This window comes from Microbacterium testaceum (assembly GCF_006539145.1).
Classification (GTDB): domain Bacteria; phylum Actinomycetota; class Actinomycetes; order Actinomycetales; family Microbacteriaceae; genus Microbacterium; species Microbacterium testaceum.
Window position 1 is genome coordinate 13284 of the sequence record NZ_BJML01000012.1, and the last position, 13513, is coordinate 26796.

At 72.6% G+C, this 13513-nt stretch carries 15 protein-coding genes; 4 read left to right on the forward strand and 11 right to left on the reverse strand.

Annotated elements, in window-relative coordinates:
- Positions 1 to 36 precede the first annotated feature (36 nt).
- Complete coding sequence (locus MTE01_RS14935; protein ID WP_103208260.1) at positions 37 to 597, reverse strand: acyl-CoA thioesterase; 561 nt, start codon at positions 595 to 597, stop codon at positions 37 to 39.
- Between the two features lie 142 nt (positions 598 to 739).
- Between MTE01_RS14935 and MTE01_RS14940 the strand changes: the two genes are divergently transcribed.
- Both MTE01_RS14940 and cofE read left to right on the forward strand, forming a co-directional pair.
- Complete coding sequence (locus MTE01_RS14940; protein WP_103208257.1) at positions 740 to 1246, forward strand: GNAT family N-acetyltransferase; 507 nt, start codon at positions 740 to 742, stop codon at positions 1244 to 1246.
- A gap of 1 nt (position 1247) precedes the next feature.
- The gene (gene cofE, locus MTE01_RS14945) at positions 1248 to 2030 is read left to right on the forward strand and encodes a coenzyme F420-0:L-glutamate ligase (RefSeq protein WP_141378229.1); all 783 of its coding nucleotides are present in this window, start codon (positions 1248 to 1250) and stop codon (positions 2028 to 2030) included.
- A gap of 99 nt (positions 2031 to 2129) precedes the next feature.
- Here cofE and MTE01_RS14950 read toward each other — a convergent pair whose 3' ends face one another.
- Genes MTE01_RS14950 through MTE01_RS14970 form a run of 5 tightly spaced genes read right to left on the reverse strand, consistent with a single transcriptional unit; the run spans position 2130 to position 6196 of the window.
- Positions 2130 to 2738 carry an energy-coupling factor transporter transmembrane component T family protein gene (locus MTE01_RS14950; protein ID WP_141378230.1) on the reverse strand — a complete coding sequence of 203 codons (609 nt, stop codon included), beginning with the start codon at positions 2736 to 2738 and terminating at the stop codon, positions 2130 to 2132.
- Positions 2732 to 3430 carry an energy-coupling factor ABC transporter ATP-binding protein gene (locus tag MTE01_RS14955; protein WP_141378231.1) on the reverse strand — a complete coding sequence of 233 codons (699 nt, stop codon included), beginning with the start codon at positions 3428 to 3430 and terminating at the stop codon, positions 2732 to 2734. The genes MTE01_RS14950 and MTE01_RS14955 overlap by 7 nt, the downstream gene beginning before the upstream one ends.
- Complete coding sequence (locus MTE01_RS14960; protein ID WP_116239444.1) at positions 3427 to 4533, reverse strand: thiolase family protein; 1107 nt, start codon at positions 4531 to 4533, stop codon at positions 3427 to 3429. Before MTE01_RS14960 ends, MTE01_RS14955 begins: the two co-directional genes overlap by 4 nt.
- The gene (locus MTE01_RS14965) at positions 4521 to 5597 is read right to left on the reverse strand and encodes an AMP-binding enzyme (RefSeq protein WP_141378232.1); all 1077 of its coding nucleotides are present in this window, start codon (positions 5595 to 5597) and stop codon (positions 4521 to 4523) included. The genes MTE01_RS14960 and MTE01_RS14965 overlap by 13 nt, the downstream gene beginning before the upstream one ends.
- The gene (locus MTE01_RS14970) at positions 5594 to 6196 is read right to left on the reverse strand and encodes a biotin transporter BioY (RefSeq protein ID WP_141378233.1); all 603 of its coding nucleotides are present in this window, start codon (positions 6194 to 6196) and stop codon (positions 5594 to 5596) included. The genes MTE01_RS14965 and MTE01_RS14970 overlap by 4 nt, the downstream gene beginning before the upstream one ends.
- Before the next feature lie 54 nt (positions 6197 to 6250).
- On the opposite strand from MTE01_RS14970, the gene MTE01_RS14975 reads away from it, so the two are divergent.
- A complete protein-coding gene (locus MTE01_RS14975; protein WP_103208243.1) occupies positions 6251 to 6802 on the forward strand; it encodes a TetR/AcrR family transcriptional regulator C-terminal domain-containing protein in 552 nt (183 codons plus the stop codon).
- 167 nt (positions 6803 to 6969) lie between these two features.
- Here MTE01_RS14975 and MTE01_RS14980 read toward each other — a convergent pair whose 3' ends face one another.
- The 3 genes from MTE01_RS14980 to MTE01_RS14990 form a co-directional block, all read right to left on the reverse strand.
- Complete coding sequence (locus MTE01_RS14980) at positions 6970 to 8253, reverse strand: cytochrome b/b6 domain-containing protein (RefSeq protein ID WP_246078327.1); 1284 nt, start codon at positions 8251 to 8253, stop codon at positions 6970 to 6972.
- Positions 8254 to 8874: 621 nt separating this feature from the next.
- Positions 8875 to 9840 carry an electron transfer flavoprotein subunit alpha/FixB family protein gene (locus MTE01_RS14985; RefSeq protein WP_141378235.1) on the reverse strand — a complete coding sequence of 322 codons (966 nt, stop codon included), beginning with the start codon at positions 9838 to 9840 and terminating at the stop codon, positions 8875 to 8877.
- Positions 9840 to 10616 (reverse strand): electron transfer flavoprotein subunit beta/FixA family protein, encoded by a 777-nt coding sequence (locus tag MTE01_RS14990; protein WP_141378236.1) that lies wholly within the window; start codon positions 10614 to 10616, stop codon positions 9840 to 9842. The genes MTE01_RS14985 and MTE01_RS14990 overlap by 1 nt, the downstream gene beginning before the upstream one ends.
- A gap of 144 nt (positions 10617 to 10760) precedes the next feature.
- Between MTE01_RS14990 and MTE01_RS14995 the strand changes: the two genes are divergently transcribed.
- Entirely contained in the window at positions 10761 to 11288 is a 528-nt protein-coding gene (locus MTE01_RS14995; RefSeq protein WP_141378237.1) for a MarR family winged helix-turn-helix transcriptional regulator, read from the forward strand.
- 4 nt (positions 11289 to 11292) lie between these two features.
- Here MTE01_RS14995 and MTE01_RS15000 read toward each other — a convergent pair whose 3' ends face one another.
- Both MTE01_RS15000 and MTE01_RS15005 read right to left on the reverse strand, forming a co-directional pair.
- The gene (locus MTE01_RS15000; RefSeq protein ID WP_103208233.1) at positions 11293 to 12081 is read right to left on the reverse strand and encodes an enoyl-CoA hydratase-related protein; all 789 of its coding nucleotides are present in this window, start codon (positions 12079 to 12081) and stop codon (positions 11293 to 11295) included.
- 215 nt (positions 12082 to 12296) lie between these two features.
- On the reverse strand, positions 12297 to 13475 hold the full coding sequence (locus tag MTE01_RS15005) for an acyl-CoA dehydrogenase family protein (protein ID WP_141378238.1): 1179 nt from the start codon (positions 13473 to 13475) through the stop codon (positions 12297 to 12299).
- Positions 13476 to 13513 lie beyond the last annotated feature (38 nt).

Genomic DNA, 13513 nt, shown 5'->3' on the forward strand with positions numbered 1-13513 from the left:
ACGGCGCGTCCCACCGCGCCGGCGAGGGGTGACCCCTCACTCCCAGACGCTGGGCGCCGGCCGCTTCGTCGACGGCAACGCCGACCCCGCGGCCCAGTCGTGCACCCACTGCTCGATGTCGGGCAGCCCCTCGGGGCGGCCGACCGCGGCGAAGAGCTCGTCGTGCGGGACGGTGCCACCGGTGCGGCGCAGGATACGGGCGCGGATCATGGCGCGGGCGTAGATCTCACCGTTCACCAGCGCGCGGTGTTCCAGGTAGACGGCGCGGTCGTCGTGTCCGATCAGTCGCGTCTCGAGCTCGAACCGCTGCCCGAGTTCGAGAGAACGACGGAACGTGATGGTCTCGGCGGCGACCACCGCGTACCAGCCCTGCGCGGTCATCGCGGCCAGCAGCCCGGTGCGCGTCAGCAGATCCCAGCGCCCGAGGTCGAACAGCGACAGATAGCGGCCGTTGTTCAGGTGGCGCAGCAGATCGATGTCGGTGGGGAGCACGCGGATCGACATGCGGGCCACGGTGTTCGGATCGATGGGGCCTTCGCGACGAAGACGACGGCGAGCACGAGCCAGCACCAGCAGGGTGCGCCAGAGGACGTTCACGAGGGGCGAGCGTAGCGATGCGACGACGGATCGGCGATCCCGTTGTGGGTTCACCACAAGATGGCCGCGTCGATGTATAGCGCATTCGACGGGCCCCTCGGCTCGATTTCACCCGCGACGACCCCCCGCGTAGAGTCGCGCCATGACTGCGGAAGCCCGAACCGACATCGTCGTCCGTCCGGTAAGAGATGTGGATGCCGAGGCCCTCGGCCGCGTGCACGCCACCTGCTGGCACGAGACCTACGACCACCTGATCAGCAAGGCCGCCCTCGAGGCGGTCTCTCCGCGACGCATGGCCGAACTCTGGACCCACTGGGCCGCCCAGGGCGAGGACTACCGCATGCACGCGGCCCTCGTCGACGGCGAGATCGTCGGCTTCGTCGGCTCGGGCCCCGCCCGTGACGACGACGCTCCCCGCGAGCGCGAGCTGTACTTCATCTACCTGCTCGACGCGTACCACGGCACCGGCATCGGCCAGCAGCTGTTCGACGCCGCGATCGACGGCGGCGAGGGCGTGTACCTCTGGGTCGCCGACGACAATCCGCGCGCGCACCGCTTCTACACGCGCAACGGCTTCGCGCTCGACGGTGCCTCCCAGGTGCAGCCCTTCCTCGGCGAAGAGCTCACCGAGGTGCGCTTCGTCCGCTGACGTGCTGCAGATCTGGGCCCTCGACGGCATCCGCGAGATCACCCCGGGCGACGACCTCGTCCGGGTGATCCTGGATGCCACGACCGAGCCCCTGCGTGACGGTGCCGACGGGTCGCTCCGCGACGGTGACATCGTGGTCGTCACGAGCAAGATCGTGTCGAAGGCCGAGGGCCGGATCATCCATGCCTCGGACCGCGAGGACGCCATCACGCGCGAGACCGTGCGTCTCGTGGCATCCCGCACCTCTCCCACCGGGCACGTGACGCGCATCGTCGAGAACCCTCTCGGGATCGTCTCGGCGGCCGCCGGGGTCGACGCCAGCAACACCCCCGAGGGCACGGTGCTGCTGCTGCCGGTCGATCCCGACGCGTCCGCGCGCGCCCTGGCGACCGGGCTGCGCGCCGCGACGGGGGCCCACGTGGGCGTGATCGTCACCGACACCCTCGGCCGCGCCTGGCGCGAGGGCCAGACCGACCACGCGATCGGGGCCGGCGGCATCCACGTGTTCGAAGATCTCCGTGGGACGACGGATGCCGAGGGCCGCCCCCTCGTGGTGACCCTGCCGTGCGTGGCCGACGAGATCGCCGCGGCCACCGACCTCGTCAAGGGCAAGGCCGCACGACGGCCCGTGGCGATCGTGCGCGGGCGCGGAGACCTGGTGGGCGACCTCGACCTGCCCGGCGCCCGCTCGATCGTGCGCGATCCCGTCCGCGACATGTTCCGCCAAGGCGCCGACGAGGCCTATGCCGAGGGCTTCGCGGCCGGTCGGGCCGCCGCAGGGTAGAGGCTGTTCCGCCGCGGCCGCCCCGGTGAGCCTCCGTGCGCGAGGTCGCTCGTCCGGCGCAAGAGCGGATCATGCGACGTCGGTCGCCGCGGACCGGCCTCAACGGATGCCGCGCGCCGCGAGAGCGTCGCCGAGGTCATCGGCGTGACGCAGGGCGACCACCAGAAAGGGCAGGGCGCCGCGCGCGAACGACGGGCGCAGTCCCCGCGCGCGCTGCGCCTCGCGCACCTCGGCGGCGAGGCGCGCGAGAACCGGGATCGTCGTCAGCGTCACGGTCAGCAGGAGTGCTACCCGTACCGGATCGATGCCGATCCGGCCGAGCGGCGTCATCCCGCGTTCCATCGCGTCGAGCATCGACGACACCCGCGTCGTCAGCGGCAGCAGCCCCACCACGAGCAGTGCCGACACCACCCGTGCCGTGTTGACCGCGGCGGGCTCGGGCCCGAGGAAGATCAGTTGGCCCACGCCGGTGAGCACGACGACTCCGCGCAACGCCCACCCCTGCCTCGCCAGTTCGCGGACGCCGGACACGACCCCCATCCCGGCACCGAGGTACAGCACCGCCGGCGCGACGACGGCGATCAGCGCCCCCGTCCACGAGAACGGCAAGGCCGCGAGCAGGAGCGCGACGACCGTCAGGAGCGTGATCTTCGGGCCCGCCGGCATCCGATGCATCCATCCGCCGCCCGGGCGGTACAGGCTCAGCACGACAGCGCCGTGTCATAGGCGTCTACGACGTCTGAGGCGACCCCGGATGCCACGACCCGCCCGTCCGCGAACAGCACCGCGGCCTCGCACCGGCGCGCGAGAGCCAGGTCGTGGGTGACGAGGACGAGCGTGTGCCCGGTGTCGGCGAGCAGATGACCGGCGACCGTTCGAGCGTTACGGGCGTCGAGAAAGGCTGTCGGCTCGTCGGCCACGACCACCCGGGGCCGGCGCACGAAGGCCCCGCACAATGCCAGCAGCTGCTTCTGCCCACCGGACAGATCGTGCGCGGCCCGGTCGCCGAGGCCGCCGAGGCCGAAACGGACCAGTGCCTCGCTGACGCGCAGATCGCGCTCCGCCCGCGCCAGGCGCTCGGGCCGGAGCGAGAGCGCGACGTCTTCCGACACCGTGGGCATGACGATCTGCGCGTCAGGATTGCTCAGCACCAGGGCGACGCGACGGCGATGCCCCGCGGCGTCCGTGTCGGGGTCCCGCCCGCAGACCTCGAGCGCGCCCTCGGTGCGGCGGACGAGCCCGGCCACGACTCGAGCGAATGTCGACTTGCCCGAGCCGTTGTCGCCCACCACGGCGATCGTGCGGGCGTCGAGGTCGAGAGTCACGTCGCGCAGCACCACGCTGTCGTCGAGGCGCACGCCGAGACCCGCGCAGCGCAGGGTCGCACCCGGGCCCGTCACCGCACGACCTCGAACACCGCGGCGATGCCCAGGCCGCCGCCCACCGACGCCGCGGCCACACCGTAGGCGCCCGCGGGCGCTCCGGCACGCACGAGACGGCTGAACAATCGCACGACGGCGACCGCGCCACTCGCGCCCCACGGGTGTCCCAGCGCGAGGGCGCCGCCATCGGCGCAGACCCGTGGATCGTCGTCGGCGAGCCCGAGGCGCGACAACACCGCGATGCTCTGCGCGGCGAACGCCTCGACGATCTCGAAGGCGGCGACCTCGACCAGCTCGACGCCCGCATCGGTCAGGGCAGCCTCGACGGCGAATGCCGCGCCGACACCCGGGAGGGCGGGGTCGCAGCCGACGACGGCGGACCCGCGCAGCGCCAGCCCCGTCGCTGCTCCCGCTGGCGCGATCGCCACCGCCGCGGCGCCGTCCCCGATCCGCGTCGAGGTGCCCGCGGTGACCGTGCCTCCGGGGAACAGCGGCGCCAGCCGCGCCAGCACCGTCGCACCGGTACCCGCAGCTTCGTCCTCGCGCACGCCGTCGACCGCGACGATCTCCGCGACGAGACGACCCGCCGACCGCGCGGCCGCGGCCCGTGCGTGACTGCGCTCGGCGCACGCGTCCTGCCGCGCCCGCGTGAGCCCGTCGTGGCGGGCGAGATCCTCGGCGGCACGGAGCATATCGGGGTCGGCGAACCCCGCGGGGGCGAACGGCGCCCGGGCGTATGCGGTGCCGTCGATGCTGCGAACGGGCGCGGTCGAGGCGCTCTCGACGCCTCCCGCCACGCGGTGACGGCCGTCCGTGCGCACCGCGAGAGCGGCGTCCAGGATCGCGGAGAGCCCGCTGCCGCACTGCCGGTCGACGGCGCCGCCCGGCACGGTCGGCCCCAGACCCGCCGCGAGAGCCGACAGCCGGCCGGGGTTCCCCCCGGGGCCCATGCAGTTGCCCATCACCACGTCGGCGATCGGGGGTGCCCCCGCGTCGGCGACGACCGCCGCGACGACGGCGCCGCCCAGACGAGCCACGTCGGCGCGCGCGAGTCCGCGTCCGCGCACGGCGAGCGCGCTGCGGCGGGCGGCGACGACGACCGGGTCCGTCACGGACACCACGGGGCGTCCTCGACCTGACGTGCGATCTCGGCACGCGCGGGCTTGCCCGACGGCGTGCGCGGAATCTCACCGACGAACCACCGTCGCGGTCGATGCGAGGGCGCGAGACGTTCCCCTGCCTCGGCGCGCAGATCGATCGCGGCACCGGCATCGATCTCGACGAGGGCCGCGACGAGAGCGCCGACGCCGGGGCGCGGCATCCCGAACACGACGGCGTCCCGCACACCGGGGATCTCGCGCAGCGACACCTCGACGTCTTCGGGGACGACCGTCGCGGACGCGCTGAGGATGGCCCCGTCGCGACGGCCGCGCAACCGGAGCCGGCCGTCGTCCCACTCCGCCCGGTCGCCGACGGTCGCCCACCTGCCCGCGCGGCGCAAGGGGCCGTCCGATCCGAGATATCCGGATGCCACGAACGCCGATCGCACCCACACCTCGCCGCCGCGCACGTCGAGCTCCGCACCTGGGAAGGCCCGGAGGCCGTCGCCGAGGTCGACCGCGACGAAGGAGAGTTCGGCGGCGCCGTAGTAGGCGATCACGCGGACGCCCGCTGCTTCGGCGCGGGCGCGCAGCGCCGGGTCCACGGCCGAGCCGCCCACCAGCGCCACTCGCATCGCGTCCGGAGCACCGCGGTCGAGGACGGCCCGCAGGTTCTCGGGGGTGCCGTGCAGGCAGGTCGCTGCGGCGTCGACACCGAGCCGCACGCGCGGCCCCCCGGCGGCCGCGTGGGCCAGCGAGAAGAGGGTGAGCGACGCGGCGGGCGGGGACGGCAGCGCGAGGATGTCGTCGGGACCGGCGTCGAGCAGATCCGCCACCGTGTCGAAGGATGCCTCCCAGGACTCGGCCGTCCGCAGCACGATGCGTGCCGCCCCGCTGCTCCCCGAGGTCAGGGTCGCCCACGCCGTCCCGGCCGGCACGGCCGTTCCGGATGCCCGCCTCGCGATGCCCGCGCGCTGCGAATCGCTCCATCGCGGATCGGCGATGAGGACGGCGTCCCCCGCCGCCCGGACGTTACGGATCCGCTCGGACAGGCCGCGAGCGGCCCCGTCCACGACGACGATCATGCCGCGGCGCCCACCCGGGTGCGGTCGGGCGCGGGTGCGATGCGCCACGCGCGACGGAAACCCCGGGGGTACGCCCGCACCAGCACGGTGACGATCACCGTCGCGAGGGTCGCCTTGACGATGTCGCCGGGGAGGAAGACGAGGCTGGTGGCCGCGGTGTCACCCAGCGGGAGACGCGTGACCGCGCTCTGCACCGGGATGCCCAGGGCGTAGATCGCGCCGATTCCCCCGGCGACCATCGCCAGGGCCGTTCGCCACGCGACCGGACGACGACCGCCCGCGTGCACGATCAGCCCCACCACGACAGCACCCAGGATCCACCCGATCGCGTAGCCGGCCGACGGCCCGAGGAAGACTCCCAGGCCGCCGCGGCCTCCGGCCAGAAGAGGGAGTCCCGCCGCGACGAGCGCCAGGAGCACCGTGACCGCGAGTGCCCCGAACCACGGGCCCAGCACGGCGCCGGCGAGCATGACGCCGAGCGTCTGGGCCGTGATGGGCACGCCGCCCACGAGCGGGAAGCTGCCCGGCAACCCGAGCACCGCGATGAGGGCCGCGAAGACGGCGATGCGGGCGAGGTCGGTGACATCGGGGGTGCGCATGGGCTTCCTTCCTGAACGCTGTTCACCTGAACGGCGTTCACTATACTCATTCGCATGGCTCCCCGTGGACACTCCGCAGACGATGTCGCTCGAACGGCCTTGCGAATCCTCGACGATCACGGCCTCCCCGACCTCACGATGCGACGGCTCGCGACAGCGCTCGAGGTGCAGCCGAGCGCTCTCTACTGGCACTTCCCCAACAAGCAGACGTTGCTCGCCGAGTTGTCCGATCGGATCGTGAGGCGCATGGCATCCGGCACCTCCGACGACCTGCGCACGCGGGCCGGCGCCCTGCGCGACGCCCTACTGGCCTATCGCGACGGCGCAGAGGTCGTCTCGAGCACGCTCGCCCTCGGCCTCGGCTCGACGCTCGCGCACGACCGGCTCGCCGACGCCGTCGCCGCCGACGGCTTCGCCCCCGACACCGCCCGGCGGGTCGCCACCACGGTGCTGCACTACGTGCTCGGATTCGTCTGGCACGAACAGCAGCGCCTGCAGTACGACAGCGCCGGTGTACGCGAGGGCACGACCGGGCTCGCGAGCGACGACTTCGACTTCGGCCTCGAGCTCATCGTCGCGGGACTGCGCGCGCGCCGGCGGGTCTGACCGACGACCGGTCCCCTCGGCGGCGAGGACGCGGGTGTGCCGCGGGCCGCGCGGCGGGCGAAGCCGCGGGAGCGACGAGGCCGCAGGCGGTCATTCGCGATGTCGTGGCCGTCGACGAACGGGCGCGTCTTCGAGAGTCTTCGGCGGGCTTCCGCTCGGGTGGCGGGTCAGCGCTGTTTGACCTCGCCGAACAGGCGCGCGATCGGCACGAGCACCGCGGGGCGCGCGGCCACCCATGCTGCGGCCATCACGACGAGGGATGCCGCGAAGATCAGCAACCCGGTCGGGTCACTGCTGAACGCCTCCGGGTCGACCGACCCGCGCGCGGCGTACATGTGGTTCAGATTGCGCAGGGCGCCGGTGGCGAGCACGAGCGCGACGTGCACGATGATGAACGCGACGAAGAAGAGCATGGTGGGGAAGTGGACCTTGCGGGCCCACTCGACCGGGTACAGGCGGTTCAGCTTCTCGGCGTTCTTCGGCCACACACCCGACAGGCGCACACCGCTGACGATCGCGAGAGGCGCCGCGACGAAGGTGATTGCGAAGTACGACAGCTGCTGCAGGCTGTTGTAGTTCACCCAGCCGTTCTCGGTGGGCCAGTCGAGAGAGGCGTACTGCAGGGCGGCCGAGAGCGCGTTGGGGAAGACGTCCCACGAGGTGGGCACGATCCGCATCCACTGCCCGGTGACGAACAGCAGCACCACGAAGACGACGCCGTTCGCGATCCACAGGATGTCGAGCGCCTGGTGGAACCACAGCGCGAGACTGATGCGGCGCTTCTTGTTGCTCCGCGGCGACCAGAACGCCGCAGGCCTCTTCTCGCGGCGCACCTGCCAGCCGGTGCGGATGATGAGCAGCAGGAAGAAGCTGTTGAGGAAGTGCGACCAGTTCAGCCAGGCCGGGAGCCCGACCGGCGCCGACGCGGGCAGCGGGTACTCACCGGGGAACGCGGCGAGGAACTCGCGCCCCGGGCCGATCGCGAGCACGAAGCGCGCGAGCAGCACGACGATGCCGACGAGGGCGAGCGCGAAGACGCCGAGCACCGCGGTCGAACCGAGCACCTGGACGGGAGAATAGTCGCCGAGCGCGACACGAGCCCCGGGCCGCGGCGGGGTCGCCGCCGCACGCTTCTGCCCCGCGACCCCCGCCGTCGCTGCGTGGCTTCGGGCCGCAGCTCCCGGCCAGACCGTGCGGGGAACGGTCAGCGCCGGGCGCGCGGGCGCCGACGCGGAGGGGATGCCGCTCTGCGCCGCCGGAATGCGATTCGCCTGGGGGCTACCGGGCGGCGCAGTCGGACCCGCCGGCGCGCGCCCGGTCGGGGCAGCCCCACCCTGATCGGATCCGCGCGACATCGCAGGGTTCCCGGCATCCCGTTCGCTCGTCGTCATGGCTTCCGCGGCCCCGGCCTCCGCACCGAAAGCGGATTCGCTCTCCAGAATCGGACGCACCGGCACCGCCGATCCGATTCCGCCGCGATTCTCCGATTCTGCGGCGTCGCGAGGGCGCGCGGCCCCGGACGGATTCGCGGATGCCGGCGGCCAGGGCTCCCCGCCCGGCTCGCGGGGCAGACCCCGGCGCACGGCATCCGCCCCCGGGGCCGAGGGGGACGGCTGCGGCTTGGTCTCCGCATCGACGGGCGCGGGCGGGGGCGCGGGCGCGGGAAGTGACGGTGCCGGGGAGCGCACACCGGAGCGGCCGGACGGAACAGTGGATGCCGGCGGCCAGGGCTCCCCGCCCGGCTCGCGCGGGAGCCCCCGGCGCACACCGGTCGCCGCGGGATCCGATGTCGCGCTCTCGTGTTCCGGTCCGATCACGCGACTTCCGGCCTCAACGGATTCGGAAGCGTGCACCGGATTCGGACGCGGAGTCGCCTCTGATCCGAATTCATCGCGCGGACCCGAATCCGCTGCGGGTGAGCCGGCGCCCCGCTTCTCGACGGCGGACGCGGCACCATCCGCGGCATCCTGAGGCGGACGCGCCGCGGACGCGCCAGGGCCCGCGGGCGGCCAGGGCTCCCCACCGGGGACGCGCGGCAGCCCGCGACGCGGAGTGCGGGGTGTGGACGCCATCTACTTCTTGTGGGCCTCTAGCGCGCTGATGAGTTGCGGGACGACGGTGAACAGGTCTCCGACGATACCGAAGTCGGCGATGTCGAAGATGGGCGCCTCGGGGTTCTTGTCGATCGCGACGATCGTGCGAGCGGTCTGCATGCCCGCGCGGTGCTGGATCGCACCCGAGATCCCCAGGGCGACGTACAGCCTCGGCGAGACCGACACTCCCGTCTGCCCGACCTGCGCGGTCGCGGGCACGTACCCCGCGTCGACGGCCGCACGCGAGGCGCCGACGGCGGCCCCGAGCGCATCGGCGAGCTGCTCGACCAGGGCGAAGTCCTCTTTCGATCCCACGCCCCGCCCACCCGCGACGACGACGTCCGCACCGCGCAGCTCGGGCCGCGTCGAGGGCGCAGACGTCTCGGAGAACGCCTCGACGCGCGCGGAGGGGATTCCGGATGCCGACTCCTCGAGGGCCCGCACGGCGAGCGGCTGCGCGTCGAGGCGACCCTCGACGGAACCGGGCCGCAGGGTCGCGACGAGGGGTCCGAAGGTGGGCGCGCCGTCGACGGTGAAAGCGCCGCCGAACGCCGAATGGTGGGCGACGACCCCGAGATCGTCGCGGGAGACGCCGACCACGTCCGTCGCAAGCGGCAGGCGCAACCGCACCGCGAGGCGGGCCACGATGTCGCGGGATTCGACCGCGTTGGACGCCAGCACGAGGTCGGGACCCTCGGCCGCCACCGCGGCGGCGAGCGCGTCGACCGCCGGACCGGTCAGCGCGGTCGGGTCGACCGCGGCGGTGAGCACGCGCACCGCACCGAGTTGTGCGGCCTCTTCGGCGGAGCGCTCGAGCGCGGCGTCGGGGGCCGCGATCACCGCGACCGGCTCCCCCACCGCCGCGGCGGCCACCAGCAGCCCGGGAGACGAGGCCGCGAGCGCACCGGAGGGCAGCACCTCGAGCACAACCAGAGTGACGCTCATCACGCCACCCCCTCGGCCACGAGGTACGCCGCGAGCTTCTCACCGGCGTCGCCCTCGTCGACGATCGTGGTCCCGGCCGCGCGCGGCGGCCTCTCGGCGACCGACAGCATGATGTACCGGGCCTGGGCCGGGTCTTCGACCTCGACGCCGAGTTCGCCGGCATCCAGCGTCTCGTACGACTTCTTCTTGGCGGCCATGATGCCCTTGAACGTCGTGAACCGCCCCTCGGGCAGGGCTTCGGTCACCGAGACCACGGCAGGGAGCGGTGCCGACACGCGCATCGTGCCGGCGTCGCTCACACGGTCGCCGGACACGGCGTCGTCGGTGACCTCGAGACTCGACAACGCGGTCAGCTGCGGCACACCGAGGAGCTCGGCGACCATGGCGGGAACGACTCCCCCGCCGCCGTCGGTGGAGAGGTTGCCCGCGACCACCAGGTCGAACCCCGTGCGCCGGATGGCCGCCGCGAGCACATCGGCCGTCAGCAGCAGATCGGCACCGCGCAGGGCGTCGTCGACGATGTGCACGGCCGAGGTCGCGCCCATCGCGAGGGCCTTGCGCACCGTCGCCGTTGCCGAGGCGGGAGCCATCGTGAGCACCACGACCTCGGTGCCGGGGTGCGCGTCGGCGTGTGAGAGAGCGGCTTCGACCGCGCGCTCGTCGATCTCGTCGAGCACCGGGGCCGACCCGGCGCGGTCGACGAGACCGGTCTCGAGGTCGAGGCGACGTTCGCCCCACGTGTCGGGGACTTCTTTGATCAGCACCACGATCTTCATCGACCTGGCTCCTTCGGTGAGGGGACGGATGCCGCGATCCCGCGGCGGCGGTCGAGCCCGCGGCGAGAGGGCTCCGACCACCTCAGCCATCGCCCCGCAGCGCGCACCGCGGGCGAACGGTACCGTGAAACGCGAGGAGGACCGATGACGCGACGACTGCCTGTCGACCCGATCGCCGAGGCGAAGCGCCAGTGGCTCGCGCACGGATGGGACGACGCCGCCGACGGCATGACGGTGGTGACCTCGGTGATCCGTGCGCACCAGTTGCTCATGGCATCCATCGATCGGGCGTTGAAGCCGTTCGACCTGTCGTTCTCGCGGTTCGAGATGCTGCGGCTGCTCGCCTTCACCCGCGAGGGGCGGATGCCGATGGCCAGCGCCATCGCGCGCCTGCAGGTGCATCCGACGAGCGTCACCAACACGGTCGACCGCCTCGCGCGCGACGGGTTCGTGATGCGCGAACCGCACCCGACCGACGGACGCGCGGCCCTGCTCGCACTCACCGACGCCGGGCGCCGACGGGTCGACGACGCGACCGCCGCGTTGAACGAGGTGTTCGCCGACCTGGGTCTCGACGACGACGACGCGACGGCGCTCGTGCGGATCATCGCGCGCTTCCGCAAGGGTGCCGGCGACTTCGCCGACCCCTCACCGGTTCCCGATCCGCTCTGAGCTCTCATCGGTGCGTGAACGACGGCGCCCGCTTCTCGCGGAACGCCGCCATCCCCTCCTTCTGGTCGGCGGTGTCGAACAGCGCCGCAAAAGCCTGACGCTCGAACCGCACTCCCTCGGCGAGTGTCGACTCGAGCGCGACGTCGAGCGCCGCCTTCGCCGCGTACAGCGCGGGGAGGGGCTTCTCGGCGATCGTCTGCGCCACCTTCTCGGCCTCGTCGAGCAACTCCGCCGCGGGCACGATGCGTGAGACGAGCCCGGCCCGCTCGGCCTCGGCGGCGTCGATCATGCGTCCGGTGAGCACCAGCTCGGCGGCCTTGTAGTACCCCAGCGCCCGCACGAGCCGCTGCGTCCCGCCCATGCCCGGAATCACACCGAGCTGCACCTCGGGCTGTCCGAACTTCGCCCGATCGGATGCCAGGATCACATCGCACATGAGAGCGAGCTCGCACCCGCCGCCCAGGGCGTACCCCGAGACCGCGGCGATCACGGGCGTACGGACGGCGGCGAAGCGCGCCCAGGCGCCGAAGTGGTCGGTGAGCATCATGTCGAGACCCGACTTCTGCTCCATCTCTTTGATGTCGGCGCCCGCGGCGAAGGCCTTCTCGCTCCCGGTCACCACGATCGCGCCGACGCCCTCGTCGGCGTCGAACGCCTCGGCCGCCGCGACGACCTCGGTCATGGTTCGCGTGTTCAGCGCGTTCAGGGCCTCCGGACGATCGAGGGTGATCCACCCGACGCGTCCACGCTGCTCGACGCGGATCGTCTCGTATCCGGCATCCGGCTCGGTCATGGTGACTCCCGTCGTCTCGAGTGATGATCGCAGCGGTCTCGCCCGCCCTGGAATGCTCGCACGCCCCACCGACATCGACCGAGGGTCTTGCCTCACCGCGTCGGCGTCTGCGTCCTACACGGCGACCCGGGCCGTTCGGGGCCCAATTCCTCTGCTCGGGGCGGGACGTACACGCCCCGTAGGGCGGATCCGCCCCGAACCGAAGAGGGGGCACCTCAGGCCGCCAAGACGCTGCGACCCACGATGAGCCGCATGATCTCGTTCGTCCCCTCGAGGATCTGGTGCACACGCAGATCGCGAACGACCTTCTCGATGCCGTAGTCCTGCAGGTAGCCGTATCCGCCGTGCAACTGCAGCGACTCGTTGGCGACGCGGAAGCCGACGTCGGTCGCGAACCTCTTCGCCATGGCGCACCGGGTCGCGGCATCCGGAGCCTTCGCATCCAGGGCGGTCGCCGCATCGCGCACGAGCAGTCGTGCGGCTTCGAGCTCGGTCGCCATGTCGGCCACCGCGAACACGACCGACTGCTTCTCGGCGAGGGCCTCGCCGAAGGTGAAACGCTCGTGCACGTAGGCGATCGCGCGATCGAGCGCCCAGCGCGCCCCGCCGATCGAGCACGTGGCGATGTTCAGGCGACCGCCGTTGAGGGCGTTCATCGCGATCGAGAAGCCGCGTCCCTCGCCGCCGAGGAGGTTCTCGGCGGGCACGCGCACCTCGTCGAGGATGACGGGACGGGTGGGCTGCGCGTTCCAGCCCATCTTCTTCTCGTTCGCTCCGAACGACAGTCCTTCGGAGTCGGCGGGCACGAGGAAGGCGCTGATGCCGCGCGCTCCCGGCTCCCCCGTGCGAGCCATGACGACGTAGACCGACGCCTCGCCGGCGCCCGAGATGAACTGCTTGACCCCCGTCAGCACGTAGGTGTCGCCGTGCCGGATCGCCGAGGTGGTGATGGCCGCGGCGTCGGACCCGGCGCCGGGCTCGGTGAGGCAGTAGGCGCCGAGATCTTCCATGGCCACCAGCGACGGCAGCCACCGCTCGCGCTGCTCGGCGGTGCCATAGGTGTCGATCATCCACGCGACCATGTTGTGGATCGTGATGTAGGCCGTGACCGTCGGGTCGCCGTAGGCGAGCTCCTCGAAGATCGCCACCGCGTCGGCGCGCGACAACCCGGCGCCGCCCACGTCGTCGTTGACGTAGACGCCGCCGAGACCCAGCTCCCCCGCGCGGCGCAGCACGTCGCGGGGGAAGTGCTTCTCGGCATCCCATTCGAGGGTGCGCGGGGCGAACTCGGCCGCGGCGAAGTCGCGCACCGCGTCGAGGATGGCATCGCGCTCATCGGAACTCAAGGTGCCGGTCGACGGGGCGTCGAGCGCGGGAGCAGGGGTGGTGTCCATGCGGCTCTCCTTCGGAAAGCGACGGCGTCGTCGCTCCC

Coding starts and splice junctions, on each gene's coding strand:
- MTE01_RS14975 (WP_103208243.1), top strand. CDS start 6,251: ATGGCTCCCCGTGGACACTCCGCAGACGATGTCGCTCGAACGGCCTTG.
- MTE01_RS14940 (WP_103208257.1), top strand. CDS start 740: ATGACTGCGGAAGCCCGAACCGACATCGTCGTCCGTCCGGTAAGAGAT.
- MTE01_RS15005 (WP_141378238.1), bottom strand. CDS start 13,475: ATGGACACCACCCCTGCTCCCGCGCTCGACGCCCCGTCGACCGGCACC.
- MTE01_RS14965 (WP_141378232.1), bottom strand. CDS start 5,597: ATGATCGTCGTCGTGGACGGGGCCGCTCGCGGCCTGTCCGAGCGGATC.
- MTE01_RS14970 (WP_141378233.1), bottom strand. CDS start 6,196: ATGCGCACCCCCGATGTCACCGACCTCGCCCGCATCGCCGTCTTCGCG.
- MTE01_RS14985 (WP_141378235.1), bottom strand. CDS start 9,840: ATGAGCGTCACTCTGGTTGTGCTCGAGGTGCTGCCCTCCGGTGCGCTC.
- MTE01_RS14995 (WP_141378237.1), top strand. CDS start 10,761: ATGACGCGACGACTGCCTGTCGACCCGATCGCCGAGGCGAAGCGCCAG.
- MTE01_RS14990 (WP_141378236.1), bottom strand. CDS start 10,616: ATGAAGATCGTGGTGCTGATCAAAGAAGTCCCCGACACGTGGGGCGAA.
- MTE01_RS15000 (WP_103208233.1), bottom strand. CDS start 12,081: ATGACCGAGCCGGATGCCGGATACGAGACGATCCGCGTCGAGCAGCGT.